This is a genomic window from Enterococcus sp. AZ063, assembly GCF_051715045.1.
Lineage (GTDB): Bacteria > Bacillota > Bacilli > Lactobacillales > Enterococcaceae > Enterococcus_D > Enterococcus_D casseliflavus.
In genome coordinates, this window is sequence record NZ_JBIOTA010000001.1 from 2,530,914 (window position 1) to 2,545,432 (window position 14,519).

16 protein-coding genes and 1 riboswitch are annotated in these 14,519 nt (G+C 43.0%); of the genes, 1 reads left to right on the forward strand and 15 read right to left on the reverse strand.

All coding sequences use genetic code 11. The features are described 5' to 3' along the window. Positions 1-116 precede the first annotated feature (116 nt). From rpsA to IGK61_RS11815, 5 genes are all read right to left on the reverse strand, one after another. Positions 117-1,331, reverse strand: coding sequence for a 30S ribosomal protein S1 (gene rpsA, locus IGK61_RS11795; protein ID WP_005229333.1), 1,215 nt, complete (start codon positions 1,329-1,331; stop codon positions 117-119). Positions 1,332-1,543: 212 nt separating this feature from the next. Beyond that, complete coding sequence (gene cmk, locus IGK61_RS11800; protein WP_010749236.1) at positions 1,544-2,215, reverse strand: (d)CMP kinase; 672 nt, start codon at positions 2,213-2,215, stop codon at positions 1,544-1,546. Between the two features lie 105 nt (positions 2,216-2,320). Continuing rightward, a complete protein-coding gene (locus IGK61_RS11805; protein ID WP_010749235.1) occupies positions 2,321-2,938 on the reverse strand; it encodes a LysM peptidoglycan-binding domain-containing protein in 618 nt (205 codons plus the stop codon). Between the two features lie 72 nt (positions 2,939-3,010). After that, complete coding sequence (locus IGK61_RS11810; RefSeq protein WP_010749234.1) at positions 3,011-4,393, reverse strand: RecQ family ATP-dependent DNA helicase; 1,383 nt, start codon at positions 4,391-4,393, stop codon at positions 3,011-3,013. Further along, positions 4,387-5,382 (reverse strand): helix-turn-helix domain-containing protein, encoded by a 996-nt coding sequence (locus IGK61_RS11815; RefSeq protein ID WP_074536679.1) that lies wholly within the window; start codon positions 5,380-5,382, stop codon positions 4,387-4,389. Before IGK61_RS11815 ends, IGK61_RS11810 begins: the two co-directional genes overlap by 7 nt. Positions 5,383-5,408: 26 nt before the next feature. Between IGK61_RS11815 and IGK61_RS11820 the strand changes: the two genes are divergently transcribed. Continuing rightward, positions 5,409-5,624, forward strand: coding sequence for a ferredoxin (locus tag IGK61_RS11820; protein WP_005229322.1), 216 nt, complete (start codon positions 5,409-5,411; stop codon positions 5,622-5,624). Between the two features lie 59 nt (positions 5,625-5,683). On the opposite strand, the gene IGK61_RS11825 is transcribed toward IGK61_RS11820, so the two are convergent. The 10 genes from IGK61_RS11825 to IGK61_RS11870 form a co-directional block, all read right to left on the reverse strand. Then, positions 5,684-6,277, reverse strand: coding sequence for an ECF transporter S component (locus IGK61_RS11825; RefSeq protein ID WP_010749232.1), 594 nt, complete (start codon positions 6,275-6,277; stop codon positions 5,684-5,686). A 150-nt stretch (positions 6,278-6,427) separates the two neighbouring features. Then, positions 6,428-6,552, reverse strand: a riboswitch (FMN riboswitch). A gap of 79 nt (positions 6,553-6,631) precedes the next feature. Beyond that, positions 6,632-7,348, reverse strand: coding sequence for a pseudouridine synthase (locus IGK61_RS11830; protein WP_074536680.1), 717 nt, complete (start codon positions 7,346-7,348; stop codon positions 6,632-6,634). Positions 7,349-7,350: 2 nt separating this feature from the next. Next, positions 7,351-7,935: an SMC-Scp complex subunit ScpB gene (scpB, locus tag IGK61_RS11835; protein WP_074536681.1), complete on the reverse strand. Its 585-nt coding sequence runs from the start codon at positions 7,933-7,935 to the stop codon at positions 7,351-7,353. After that, the gene (locus IGK61_RS11840) at positions 7,928-8,677 is read right to left on the reverse strand and encodes a segregation/condensation protein A (protein ID WP_005229314.1); all 750 of its coding nucleotides are present in this window, start codon (positions 8,675-8,677) and stop codon (positions 7,928-7,930) included. Before IGK61_RS11840 ends, scpB begins: the two co-directional genes overlap by 8 nt. A gap of 14 nt (positions 8,678-8,691) precedes the next feature. After that, complete coding sequence (gene xerD / locus IGK61_RS11845) at positions 8,692-9,582, reverse strand: site-specific tyrosine recombinase XerD (protein WP_010749228.1); 891 nt, start codon at positions 9,580-9,582, stop codon at positions 8,692-8,694. Between the two features lie 233 nt (positions 9,583-9,815). Beyond that, positions 9,816-10,265 carry a ferric iron uptake transcriptional regulator gene (gene fur, locus IGK61_RS11850; protein ID WP_010749227.1) on the reverse strand — a complete coding sequence of 150 codons (450 nt, stop codon included), beginning with the start codon at positions 10,263-10,265 and terminating at the stop codon, positions 9,816-9,818. A 109-nt stretch (positions 10,266-10,374) separates the two neighbouring features. Continuing rightward, positions 10,375-11,238 (reverse strand): CvfB family protein, encoded by an 864-nt coding sequence (locus IGK61_RS11855; protein WP_438844864.1) that lies wholly within the window; start codon positions 11,236-11,238, stop codon positions 10,375-10,377. Between the two features lie 34 nt (positions 11,239-11,272). Beyond that, complete coding sequence (locus IGK61_RS11860; protein ID WP_010749225.1) at positions 11,273-11,590, reverse strand: AzlD domain-containing protein; 318 nt, start codon at positions 11,588-11,590, stop codon at positions 11,273-11,275. Further along, a complete protein-coding gene (locus tag IGK61_RS11865; RefSeq protein WP_010749224.1) occupies positions 11,583-12,290 on the reverse strand; it encodes an AzlC family ABC transporter permease in 708 nt (235 codons plus the stop codon). Before IGK61_RS11865 ends, IGK61_RS11860 begins: the two co-directional genes overlap by 8 nt. 118 nt (positions 12,291-12,408) lie before the next feature. Further along, on the reverse strand, positions 12,409-14,304 hold the full coding sequence (locus IGK61_RS11870; RefSeq protein ID WP_074536682.1) for a cell division site-positioning protein MapZ family protein: 1,896 nt from the start codon (positions 14,302-14,304) through the stop codon (positions 12,409-12,411). Positions 14,305-14,519: the final 215 nt, after the last annotated feature.

Here is a 14,519-nt window from a genome sequence, read left to right on the forward strand (position 1 = left end):
ATTCAATCTTACTTAGTTTACCTAAAGCCATGGAAAGTTGCAAGCTTTCCTGGCAAACAAAAAACCAGCTTATAACAAATTCAAACATCGAATCGTTATAAGCTGATGGCATACAATTACTCTTCGTCGCTGTCTTTTAAGGCATCGCCTAAGATATCACCCATGGTAAACCCAGTTGATTCTTCTGGCAATTGATAGTCGTCCTCTGAAACCTCTTGTGTTTCATTGGTATTTTCGGCTTTTTCTAATGCTTTGATACTTAATGCGATTCGGTGTTCTGAAGGGTTCACTTCAAGCACTTTCACTTGCACTTCATCGCCTTCTTGTAAGACTTCATGTGGTGTCGCAATGTGTTTATGGGAGATTTGTGAAATATGGATCAGCCCTTCAACACCTGGGAAGACTTCCACAAACGCACCGAAGCTTGTCAAGCGTTTAACAGTCCCTGTCAAGACACTGCCAACAGCCGCTTGCTCTTCAATATTGGTCCAAGGTCCAGGCAATGTGTCTTTGATTGAAAGTGACACACGTTCTTTGTCTGCATCAACAGATAAGATCCGGACATTGACGGTATCGCCAACAGATAAAACGTCACTCGGTTTGCCAACATGCCCATGTGAAATTTCAGAGACATGGACAAGTCCATCGATGCCGCCTAGGTCTACGAAGGCACCAAAATCGGTCAAACGAGCTACTTTTCCTTCTACTTCTTGTCCTTCATATAAATCAGCTAATAAAGCTTCTTTTTGTTTTGCTTTTTCTGCTTCGACAACTGCTTTATGAGAAAGGATCAAACGGTTTTCTGAAGGCTCAATCTCAACGATTTTGAAGGTCAATGTTTTCCCTTTGTAATCTTCGAAATCCGCAACAAAATGGTCTTCGACCATTGATGCTGGGACAAATCCACGAACACCTACATCAACCACTAACCCGCCCTTAACGACGTTGGTGACTGGTGCTTCAATGATTTTTCCTTCTTGGAAATCTTTTTCGATATCTTCCCAAACTTTTTTCGCGTCTAAGCGACGTTTAGAAAGGAGATAGCTGCCGTTTTCTTTGTCTTTACCAATTGCTGAAATCACAACCAATTCTAAGACATCCCCAACTTTGACTGCTTCGTTGATGTCTTCAACAGGTAAAGTTGATAATTCTTTTGCAGGAACAACGCCTTCAACGCCGGCGCCTTCGATCCCTACGATCGCTTGTTTATCCTCAATGGCCAATACCTCACCTTTAACGATATCTCCAACTTTTACTTCTTGGAAATTGTCTAAAGCGGCTTCCATTGATTCATTTCCACTCTCAACCTGATTATTTTCAAATTCTGTCATCTCTCATGTCCTCCTAACCAACAATTCTGCAATAATTGCACTACATCTTTTAGTTTAAAATAGAATGAAAAAAAAATAAAGCGATTTCTCTTATTTTCCTAAAAAACTACGGTTTTTTCGTTAAGAAAGTCTTTTCACCTCTGTTTTCTTACTCACTTTCATCTTTTGGTTTCAAAAAATAAAAAAACAATGGGGAACACCCATTGTATTTGTTAATCAATTTTTTCTTTGATGGTTTTTTTGATTGCTTCGACGACTTGCTCGATCGTTAAACCAGACGTATCGATTCGAACCGCATCCTCCGCTTGTTTCAAAGGGGAGACTTCTCTGTGAGAATCCAGATAATCTCTTTGCTGGATCTCTTCTTTCAACGTCTCATAATCGGTTTTGATCCCTTTTTGCTGATTTTCTTTAAAACGGCGCTGTGCGCGTTCTTCCACACTTGCTACCAGAAAAATTTTGACTTCTGCTTGTGGTAAAACCGCCGTACCAATATCGCGGCCATCCATCACGACACCGCCATCTTTAGCGATCATCTGCTGTTGTTGGACGAGTTTTTCGCGGATCGCAGGGTATGCCGACACCTTCGAAACTGCGTTGGTTACTTCTGGCTGACGGATCGCTTCTGTGACTTGCTCTCCTCCCGCAAAGACCTCTTGACCGTGTTCAGTCGGTTCAAAAGTGATGGGGTATTGATCGATCAAAGCAGCGATCGCCGCTTCATCTTCAAGTGAACAGCCCGTTTTTAAAGCTAAATACGTGATGCTTCGATACATGGCACCGGTATCCGTATAAATAAATCCCAGGTCATTCGCGATGATTTTTGCCACTGTGCTTTTCCCAGATGACGCAGGACCATCAATAGCGATGTTGATTTTTTTCATTTTTCTTACTCCTCGTTTCCCAACGATGTGTATTCCTTCATCGTTTCTGCTTATCGTCCACCTTGGCTTCTCTCTTTCAAGAAAAAAAACCGCCAAAGCGGTTTTTTATTTAACTCTTAACGTGTCGCCAGGGTAAAGCATGTAGTTGTTCGGATCAATCCCATTTAATTGATATAGGGTTTCAACTGAGATACCTGTACGAGCTGCCACTTGTTCAGGACCTTCACCTGCTTGCACAGTGGTATACTGTTCATTACCAGCAGCGCCTTGCCCTTGGTTATTTTGGGTAGTATCTTGTCCAGCATTGTTTTGTTCTTGTGCCGGCTCACTGCTTGAAGGTGTTGATGAAGCTGGCGCAGAAAAACTGCTAGAAGAACTTGATTCACTTGTTGACGAACTCGTTTCACTTGTCGATTCCGTAGTGGATGATTCCGTCGTTGATGATTCGGTTGTTGAAGACTCTGTCGTACTTTCTACAGTACTGCTCGAACTTGCTGTGGTTGGGGCATCATTGTTATGGTTCAATACCCAAATACCGGCACCAACCGGAATTGCCACGATCAAGAAAAGCAAAACTAAAACGATCGTCAAAAAGAGTGAATTCCCACGCTTTTGTTTTCTTTGTTGGGATCTTGATGCAGAATCATCGTATTCTGTATCATAGATTGGTTGTTCCCACGGTTCTTGATTTTCTGAATTGTAGTCATTGTCTTTCTTGCTCACTCGTATTCCCTCCTAGTTTCCTTCCGATGTATTATACCATAGGTAAATAAAAACTGTCCTACAAAATACGATTCAATTTATATCTTTAAAAATTTTTATTAAACGTTCCTGCCAATGATGGGCTTCCTTTTTCTCGGGCAGCTGTTCTTCACCCGCTATTTCGATCCCGTCATTGTCGCAACAATAAGGATTCTCCTGGGCTTCCTCTCCGAAATGCGCCAGTAAAAATTGTCGGCGACAACCTGTAAAATGAATATAAGCCAACATTTTCTGTAATTGTTCTTGTTTTTGCTGTTCATTGCGTTTTAATGTTTCCAGCCAAAAGGAAGTTCCCAACTCTTTCATTTTTTGCTGCCACTTTTCTTGCAACGGTGTCAAGGGTTCTTTCCTCTTCTCCTGAACCATTCGTTCTAAAGCAAGGCGTTCTTCTTTGTTTTCTCGCTGAAAGAAGTAATGGATCTGCTCATCATGTTCCTGATAAAGCAAAATCGCATTGCTTTGTTTGCCGTCACGACCAGCTCGCCCGATTTCTTGACTGTAATTCTCTAATGAATCAGGTAGATCATAATGGATCACAAAGCGAATATCTTCCTTATTGATCCCCATCCCAAACGCATTGGTAGCAACGAGTAATTTTAATTTATTCTGAGAAAACTGCTGCTGCAACGTTTTTCTTTGATCACTCGCGAGACCACCATGATAATAGCCTACCAAATAGCGCTGACGCAGTTTGTTATAGACTTCTTCGACTTTGCTTCTTGTGGAACAGTAGATGATCCCAGCCCCGCCTAAGCGGCTGAGATAGTCTGCTAATGCCGCATCTTTGTCTGTCGTTTGCTCTACGAACAAGCCGATATTGCTGCGGTTCATCGAATAACGGTAGACATTGGCGTTCTTTGCTAATAATACTTGCCGTATGTCTGCTTCCACTTGTGCTGTTGCTGTAGCCGTCAAGGCTAACGTAACGGGTGCCTTCAAGCGTTTCTTTACTTCACCAAGCTGCAAGTACTCTGGTCGAAAATCAATGCCCCATTGCGAAACACAATGGGCTTCATCCACCACGAGCATGGCGATCTTAACCTGTTCCAATTGATGCAAAACAGCTTCTTGTACGATCATTTCTGGACTTAAAAACAAAAACTTGTACTTCTGCAAATGCTGCATCACATACTGGCGATCAGCAAGGTCCAATTGACTATTAAACGCAATCGCGCGTTTTTCCCCTTGCTTTTGTAAGCCGTAGACTTGATCTTCCATCAAAGAGACTAACGGCGAGATAATGATCACGATCCCGTCTACTAGGTACCCTGGCAGCTGATAGCACAGACTTTTGCCATTCCCAGTAGGCAGAATCGCTAACGTATCTTGCTGTGCTAAAACACTTTCGATGACTTCTTTTTGTCCTTGGCGGAATGTTTTGAAACCAAAATACTGATTCAGTGCATCTTCTAACATCGAATCCCCCGCTTCTGAGCAATCTGTAACAAACGAATCGTCAAAAAATCAGTCGTAAGAAGCGCCTGTAATTCTTGATAGCTATTTTTCCAAGAAGCTTCTGGCAGCTTTTTCAACAACGCTGTATCAAAGCGCTGAAAAGGAAACGTTGGATCAAGCAATGCCCACTCAATCAAATGATCATTAACAGTTCCTCGTTTGATCCTTCTTTTTTCCATAATCTGCTCGACAGAATCGCCTCGCAAAAACAATGCTCGGCTTTCCACCATGCTTTGGTTTAAATTTCTCTTTAGAAAAGGCGACAATCCTCGAAACAGGATCGTCAGGGGCGTTTTTTCGATCAAGGTTAAAAATTGATGGATCGAAGCTCCTACATAAAGAGTGTCCCAAGGCTTACTTTGAACATTTTCTGGTAAAAGCTGAAAAAACGCCTGCCCTAGAATATCTGGACCCGATAAGGTGCCCGCTAAAAAATCTGCCACTTCTGCGGGAAGCTGGTCAAAAATTGCTGATAGCTCTTGATACAGGCACTTTTTGATGTCAGGATTGTGACGGATCAGCTGACGGACAGGTTCTGTATAGAGTGGCGTGTTTTCAACGGGAATATACTGATTGGTCACACCTTGATACGCAGCTGCTTGAACCAGCAGCCGAACAAAACGCCAAGCCTCCTCCGTCGTTCGTCCATAACGAAAGTAATTCGCATACCGCAACAATCGTTCACCTGGCTGCTGGCTGTTTATAGCGGTCGTTTTGAGCAGCAGACCATCTGAATCTCGACTTAGAGCCCCTCGTTGGATCAAGTCAGCGAGCGTCTGTTGATACGCTTTCTCATTCAACTGGGGCAACGATTGAAAGAGACCTAAGCGATCATAAAAAAAGGCATAACTCAAGACAGAGCTAGTACGCTTACCAATAAGAATTTGATAAAGTGTCGATGGGCGCAGCTTGTCAGTATCAGAAAACAGCGCTAAAATAAAAGAATCCATATTTCCCCTCCAGAAAGGACTAAAAAATGTCACAACGCTGTAAAATTATTCCTGAGCGCTGCATTGCTTGTGGCCTATGTGCGATCTATGCCCCCGAGATCTTCGATTATGATGAAGACGGGATCGTTTTATTTGCCCAAGAACCGAATGCTCGGCAACAGTTTATCATAGAAGACCAACAAGAAAAAGTCAAAACTGCTTATCGCAAATGCCCTACCCGTGCGATTATCATGGAAAAATAAAAAAAGCCGACCTGCCATTGACAGACCTTTCGTCTGCAACAGCAAGTCGGCTCATTTTTTTATTTTCCTATAGCAGAATGATGGGGCTGCTTACGAGCCAACCATGGCAGCAGTTTGGCGTGAAGTGCTAAAAAGACGGCACTGACGATTGCGCCTTTGACCAAATTGAAAGGTAAGATCCCGATCGCCACATATTGCGGCAAAGACATTCCTAAAAATTGATCGGCTGTGACCCCGAAAAAGCGCAGGTAAAGCGGTGTGATCACAAATAGGTTCGCCACACTCATAAAAATCGTTACCGACAAGATACCGCTGATGACACCAACCATTTTGTTTTTGGTGTGAATACCTTTGCGGAAAAAGTAGTACATTGGCAAAGTAAAGGCACATGATGCTAAAAAGCTTGCCGTATCCCCCACCATATCAGCAGGTGAAAAACCAGATAAGAACAAATGCAGCACCGAACGAATGAAAGCAGTCAATACCCCGCTCCAAGGACCAAATAAAAACATCATGATCATCACGGGAATATCACTAAAATCGATCTTTAAAAAGCTGAATGCTGGGAAAATCGGAAAAGCGATAAATTGCAAAATTGTTCCCATAGCAGCACACATGGCGATCGTCACCATTTTTCTTGTTTTGTTGTTCATCAGTATAAATCCTCCTAAGTTCAGGATTCCTCTTCAAACGAACCTATTAAATTTCCTCGGCTTTCTTGTCGGCGCCAGACAAAAAATGCCCTCTTTTTTCCACAGGGAAAAAAGAGGGCATTCGAAATAGCCATAAGCAAATCAAATACGCTCTATCTTCTTTATCCAGACTGTACTGTCGGTATCGGAATTTCACCGATTCAGCTATTTCCGAAGAAATAGGTCGTGGACTATAACCACCGGTCGGGAATTGCACCCTGCCCCTGAAGACGAACCTTTATTCTATTTATTACATGTTCTATTATACACAAAATCTAAAAATTAACAATAGTTACGTTTTCAGATACTTTTCAATTATTTTGCACTGTTTTTCAGCTGGCTGACTTCCTTCTTCGTCAGCTCTCTGTATTCCCCTGGACGAAGACCTTTCAAATCTAACGGACCATAATTTTCCCGTTTTAATTTTTGCACAGGCAAACCAACTGCTTTTAACATATTTTTGACTTGATGGTTGCGTCCTTCGTGGATCGTCAATTGCACAATACTAGATTGCGCTGTTTGGTCTGTCGACAAGATCTCAAAGCGAGCAGGTGCCGTCTTACGACCTTCGATCCGAATCCCTTTTGTCAATGGGAGCAGCTGCTTTTTATCCGCAATCCCTTTGACTTTGGCAACGTACACTTTGTCGACTTCGTGTTTCGGATGCATCAGTGTCTGTGACAATTCCCCATCATTTGTCAGCAATAACAAACCAGAGGTATCATAGTCCAAGCGCCCGACGGGATACACCCGTTCAGGAACTTCAGCAAAATAATCCAAAACGACTTTGCGCTTTTTATCATCCGTTACAGCTGAGATCACACCACGAGGTTTGTAGAATAGATAATAGACGTGTTGTTCTTGTTCGATTGGTACACCATCGACTTCAACAACATCTTTTGAGCTAACTTGGACCCCTAATTCTTTGATCACTTGCCCGTTGACACGCACTCGGCCTTCGGTTATCAATCCTTCAGCTTTTCTTCTTGAGGTGATGCCAGCATGGGCAATCACTTTTTGCAAACGTTCCATCTTCATTCTCCTTCTGTTTCTGCTTGTTTGTAGCGGTCGTAAAAAAGATCAAACGGTGCATCTTCTTCAAGTTCATCTTCCATGGATTGGATATCGGGTAATTCAGCCAAACTTTTTAAGCCAAAATAATCCATAAAGTATTCCGTCGTACCATATAGGATCGCTCGTCCTGGTCCGTCAACGCGGCCTTTTTCTTCAATCAGTCGTTTTGCCACCAATTTTTGAACCGATCCGCTAGATTGGACGCCGCGGATCTCTTCTACTTCCATCCGAGTGATCGGCTGCTTGTAAGCAATGATCGACAACGTTTCTAAAGCGGCCTGAGACAACGAGTTGCCCATCGGTGATTCAGCATATTTCTTCAATAAAGGGGCAAATTGTTTCTTGGTGGTCAAAATAAAATGATTGCCCACTTCAAGAATATGCAACGCAGTATGTTCATTTTCTTCATATTGCTGATTTAGTTCCTGCAAATGCTGATAGACACTGGCAGTATTGCTTTTGACTAAGTAACTCAATTCTTCAAGTCCGATCCCCTCATCACCGACGACGAATAAGATCGCTTCTAATTCACTATATTTACTCATCTTCTTTACCTGTTGGATAGAGCAGAATCGACGCATAATTGTCTGTTTGCTCTACTCGAATCGTTCCTTTTTTCATTAATTCTAATAGTGCCATAAAAGTTACCACAACTTCTGTTTTATTGTAGGTCGTAAAAAACGAATCAAAGCTGCGGCCTTTTTTGGCACTGACATGTTGCATCTCCAGCTGAATCGCCGCCATCTTTTCATCGATGGTGCTTTCATCAGGAGAAATTTTGGTTTCTAGTACTTGGCGATTTTTCTTTTTCTCGATCATTTTTTGAAAAGCCAAAAAGAGATCGATCGTATTGAATTGATTGGCTCTTAACTGATCTTCTTCCTCTTTGTATTCATCGACATCCATCGGATCTTTCGTATAATACAAACTGCGCTCTTCCGCTTTTTCGGAAAGCTGCTCGGCTGCATACTTAAATTTGCGGTATTCTAGCAGCTGTGCCACTAGCATATCCCGTGGATCTTCTTCGTACTCTTCCACTTCAGCAATCAGCTCTTGTTTCGGTAACAGCATCTGGCTTTTGATCGCCATCAGAGTTGCCGCCATGACTAAATATTCACCAGCGACTTCTAATTCTAAAATTTTCATGGCATGGATATACTGCATGTATTGTTCGGTGATGGTTGCAACTGGAATGTCATAAACATCGATTTCCAGTTTTTTGATCAAATGAAGCAGCAAATCCAACGGTCCTTCAAAGACAGCTAATTTTATTTTGATTTCTTCCATTCCATCCTCGATTTCTAGGCGCGCGGAAAGTGCTGCTTGTACACTTCCGTCATCCGTTTCTTCGTTATATGCGTGTAAATCTGAGTGGTCGAGATATCTGCGTGTCCTAACAGCTCTTGAACCGTTCGCAGATCTGCGCCGTTTTCTAATAGATGAGTCGCAAAACTATGGCGCAACGTATGGGGAGTCACATTTTTGGTGATCCCAGCTTGTCGAACCAAGGCTTTTAAATTTTTCCAGATTCCTTGACGAGACAGCTGTGTGCCATGGTTGTTTACAAACAGGTGGCTTTCATCCGGTGTTTTTCTCGTCAAATACGGACGTGCATCGCTGAGATACGTTTCGATCCATTGAATCGCTAAATCCCCTAATGGGACGATCCGTTCTTTGTCGCCTTTCCCGGTTGTTTGCAACAAGCCCATACTTAAATGCAAATCATTCAATTTCAAACCGATCAACTCGCTGACGCGCAAACCTGTCGCATACATCACTTCCAAAATCGCTCGATCGCGAATGCCCAACACCGCTCGAGTATCTGGTGTTTCGATCAAGCGCTCCACTTCCTGCAAACTCAAAGTGTCAGGTAGCTTCTGCTGTTTTTTCGGCGAATCAATATGCTGCATCGGATCATGATCTGTCAACCGTTCTTGACGCAAATATTGATGGAATCTTCGCAAACTGGAAACCATCCGAATCACGGTTGCCGAGGATTTTCCCGCCTCTTGCAGATTTTGCAAAAAAGACAAAACGATCACTCGGTCGATCTGTTGCCACTGCGTCACTTGTTTTTTTTGTAAAAACGCAAGATACTGTTGCAGATCCCGCTGGTAGCTGGCACGGGTATTTTGGGATAGCCCGCGCTCAATGGTCAAATAATGAAGATAATCAATAATTTGTTCGTTCATGGGGCTTCCTCTACTTTCAGCTTTTTTATCATATCAAATTCTGGCTCGTTTAGATAGTAGCTTGCCAACAAAAAGGAGGCATCTACCCGTATCTTTTGCCCAAGGAAACACCCGAATCATAGCAGATTTTTTGGTTTCTTTCAAATCGGAAAAAAGGACACTCTTCCTATTGAAACCATCTGACTATCATTCGGGTGATAACAAAATCTTTTCAAATTGCCCAGCTACAGACACTAGGCTTTGTTTTGGCATTTTTGGCAGACACCATGAAATGTCAACCGATGATCCTTTACTAAAAAATGGTACTTTTGTTCGACGATCTCTTCGACACTGCCCAACAGATCCTCTTCAACCTCTTCAATATTGCCGCATTCCAAACACAACAAATGATGATGGAAATGTTTGGCGCCTTCTTTACGTAGATCGTAACGAGCGACACCGTCATTAAAGCTGACTTTATCGACGATTTTCAAATCCGTCAAAATCTCCAATGTTCGATAGACGGTTGCTAAGCCAATCTCAGAATTTTTTTTGCGCACAAAGAAGAAAATCTCTTCGGCGGATAAATGATCTTTCTCATTTTCTAATAAGACCAACAACGTCGCTTCTCGCTGAGGAGTTAATTTGAACCCCGACTCGTGCAATTGTTTCTTGGTCTTTTTTAACGCTGCTGTTGTGTTCATAGTTGCCTCCGTATGCCGCTAATTTATAACGATTCTAATTTGAGTGAGAATCACTCAAGACAAACATTGTAATCATTATAAATTAGAACAGCAAAAGAAACAAGTATTCTCAATTAGGTTTTTTAACAAGAATCGTAAAGCCGTCTTTTTGCTCAATTAAACGCTGTTTCATCAAGGTTCCTAACGCCCGTTTAAATTGGCCTTTACTAATACCAAACGTTTGTAAAATCTCTTCTGGTGCTGATTTATCGGTAAAAGGAATTTTATTTTCTGGCGCTCGTTCTAAAAAGGTTAGGACCATGGCGGCATCATTTGAAATCGCCTCGTGGGCTCTTGGTTTCAATGAAAGGTTCAAGACGCCATCTGGACGAACCCCGATCACTCGTCCTTTGACAGCTTCCCCAAGACGCGGCTCTTGGTAGCGCTCTGATGGGTGGACGAAGCCAATATAAAAATCATCCGTCAATAAGTAGGTTCCCGCTAGTTTTAAGCGATACACGGTACCTGTAACATCTTGATTCTTCATCTGTTCCGTACCATTCTTACTCAGTGCCTTGAAGATTTTCTCATCTGCTAACGAAGCCCATATACGCTCTTTGTCATCGACGCGCAAGCTGACCATCAAACGGTCGCCTTTTTTGGGCCAAAGTTCCCGCATTGTTGGCAATTCATCTAATGAAACCACCATATCCTTGTCTTTTAAACCGATATCGACGAAAACGCCTAAGTCGCGACGGCTTCCTGTGACTGTACCAAAGGCATAATGCCCTTTGCGGCTTTTCGGAATATTCGTAGTGAGCACATTTTCTTGCTTTTGGTTTTGATAGCAAAACCCTTCGACGGCTTCACCTAAATGATGTTCGCCTTCTTCCTTGGCTAGTCGGAAGGTAACCCCGCCTTTTTGAACAAAATAATTCTGTTCATTTTCATCAATGATCAATCCGCTAAATACGGATGCTAATAAGTCTTTCATCTATTCTCTCCTTCTTCATAAAAACTGCCCGTTGCTAAAAAAAGAAACGCAGCAGTGCCATAGCAATAACGCCTGTGATAACGATCTTCATCAAATCTTTTGTATAATACCCCACCAACAATGCTGGGATACAGGCAACAGTTTCTTTGACTTTCAAGATGGGAAACTGCCCTTCTCGAAAGATCAGCAAATTTTGAACCAACAATGCCGCCAAAATACACAACGGCAAGTAACTCAAAAAGATGGTGAAAGGTTTTGGAAATACGAGCTTTTTAGAAAATAAAAAAGGAACGATCCGCGGAATCCAAGTAACCAACCCACATGCTAGCATTAGTATAACAAAATTAGTCATGATGTGTCACCGTCCCAACCAAACATCCTGCCAAGGTCGCAGCAATTACCGCGATCTCAGCAGTCGAAAAACGCATAAATAAAATCAATGTCCCCACAACTGCCCCGAGTACTAAGAGCGTTTGCTGGGTTTTCTTCTTGAGGGGTCGCTCTACTTGAAATAAAAAAAGACCAACAAACATGGCTACCAAGGCAAAATCTAAGCCTAACGCTTCTGGATCTGGAATAAACGAGCCTAATAGTCCGCCCAAAAAGGTTGCGAAGATCCAACTCAAATACGCCATCACGTTCAACCCATGGGTCCATTTCGCTGTGACTGGTTTGTCTTGTTGCAGTGCCGTCGTCAAAACGCCATAGGACTCATCAGTCAAAAGCGTCCCAATCCCAATAGCAGAAAGCAAAGGAGTCTTTTTAAAATAGGAAGCCACTGATAAGCTCATTAAGAAATGTCGTAAATTCACTAAAAAGACGGTTGCGACGATCGTCGTGAAAGGTGCTTGAATCGCGAGTAATGCACAAATAATAAATTGAGCACTACCTGCATAGACAATAATAGACATTAAAATAATTTCAAGAATCGACAACCCAACACCTTTTCCTACGACCCCCATCGCAAAACCAATCCCTAAGTACCCAAGAATCGTTGGTACACAAGCAATGACCCCATCTTCAAAGCGATCATATCTTTCTATTTTCTGCACAAAAAACCCTCCCTGTTTGAACGATTATCTTTCATCATATCGAAAACAGGGAGGGGAAACAAGTATTTTTCACATGTGCATGTAATAACTCTGAAAGTTTTCTAGTGACTCAGGAGACTTAGCGAACGGTGTGATCGTTCCCATTGCCTCTGAAATAGCCAGTTTTGGCGTTTACCGTAAATAAGTATAGCGGGAACGCTGAATCATCCGTTCCTTTAAGCAAGCTGCCTTGGGCATTTGTCGCATAAAAATTGTAATAGCCTTCGCCGTTGACGATCCGCACGCGTTCAAAAGTATAACCACCATCAACCACGTAACCACGGGCAATCGCTGTGGCAATGATTTTTTCTTGGACACCATCTGCCCACACCCAAGCGCTATTGTTTACATCATTCAAATCACTTTGACGGGCTGGAATAATTGGCTGATTATTGGTATTTGTTGGCGTATTTGGCGAAAGCACATACTCTTCTTCAGACGTGCTTTGTGCGGGCGTCGCAGCGCTTGTAGAACCGCCGCTTGAAGCGGAAGCGTTGTTCTCGGAAGCCGCCGCTTGTGCTGCTTCTTGGGCCGCTTGTTGTTGTGCCGCTGCTTCTTGCGTAGCGGTTTCACGCTTCGTCAACGCAGTATCGACTTTGCGCAGATCAGCAGTGAGACTTTCCACCAATGAATCGATCGGTAAAGCTTGGACTTTTTTCATCAAGGCATTGTAGTTCTCACGGGTGACACTTGCAGGTGCTTCACCATCACCACTTAAAGCCACCATGCTCTTCACCGCATTTTGAACTTCCTCGATCGCACTGAACTCTTTTTGTCCCATGTCGATGGCTTGATTGATCAACTCATCAAAGGCATCCCCGTTCTCACGCTTCGCCATTGTGACGGCAGCCGCTTCTTTCAATGAGACTTCTTCCAATTGATCTTCCACAACGGCAGGACTGCTAAAATAGCTGTTGATCTCGGTCAAAGTTGCTAGTTTGTCAGCGATCGTCGCAGCTTCTTGTGACAAGGCATCGTACCGTTCATGGTCTTGAAACTCTGCCAACTGATTCGTCACAGCCGTCAGCTGTTCTGATGTTTTGTCGTTTTTAATGAACACTCGTTCATCATTTGTATAAAAATCATTCAGCTCATTTTCAATTTGATCGAGTGTACGGTTTTCCTGCGCCAGTTGCGTTTCTCGGGCAGTTTCTTGTTGCTGCTGTTGATAGTAATACGCCCAACCGCCACCAGCTGCCACTAATAAACAAGCCGCTGTAATATAGAGTGCTTTGCGAGGACGCTTCTTTTTTTCGCTAGGCGTCGACGTTTTTTCTTCAGTAGTCGCCTTTTTCGGTGCTTCATCCGCTGCGGTGATCGGCTCAGGAATTGGATCGATCACTGGTTCTGGCTGCTTCTTCGCTTCTTCAATGACTGGATCCGTCACTGGTTCATCTTCGCTTATCAGTAGAGGTTCCTCACTGGCTTGTTCCTGACTTTCTTCTTCAGTAGCAGACAAATCATCAGTGGCGGCTTCTGCTTCTAGAGCAGCGGCTTTTTCTTCTTCATCAAGTTTGTGTTGGCGGATATAAGCAGCCAAAATATCAGCGTCATGCTGTTCCTCCGTACTTAATGCATCGGTTTCACTTGCTTCCTCACTGGCTGATGTCGCATGCTCTTGCGTTGCGCTAGAACTTTCTACTTCCGTTTTTTCCTCAGCTTCTTTCTTAGAGGCTGATGTGGAGGTTACATGTTGCTCATCGGAAAAAGTCCCTTGCTGCGCGAGGTCGATCGTTTCTTCATTTGAGGATGGCCGATCACCTAAGTGCTCCTCCATTTTTCCGATCGGGACGTTTTTAAAGTCTGACCAGCGAATATCATCATTTTTATTCTGTGGCTCTTCTGGCGTAACGGAAGAGTCAGATGTTGGTTCCAGTTCATTCTCCTTTGCCTGGTTCCATTGGAACCCGCAATTGGGACAAACGGGTGTTTCTTCTATTGCTTGAAATCCACATTCAGGACATGTCTTCTTCATTGATTCAAACTGACTCCTTTTGTTTTTTGCATTTCCTTTTATGAAGCAGTCGCCTCTTTCATCAGACGCTTGCTGTACCTACTGCTTCTTTTTTTAGACCAGCAAATAATGGGTCTTTTTTGACACTTCGTTGTTTGTTACGTTTTGATGCAGATGCACAAAATTAAATTTATCACATTCTTGGCAATTAGCCAACACTTGCTTGGTTACGTTTT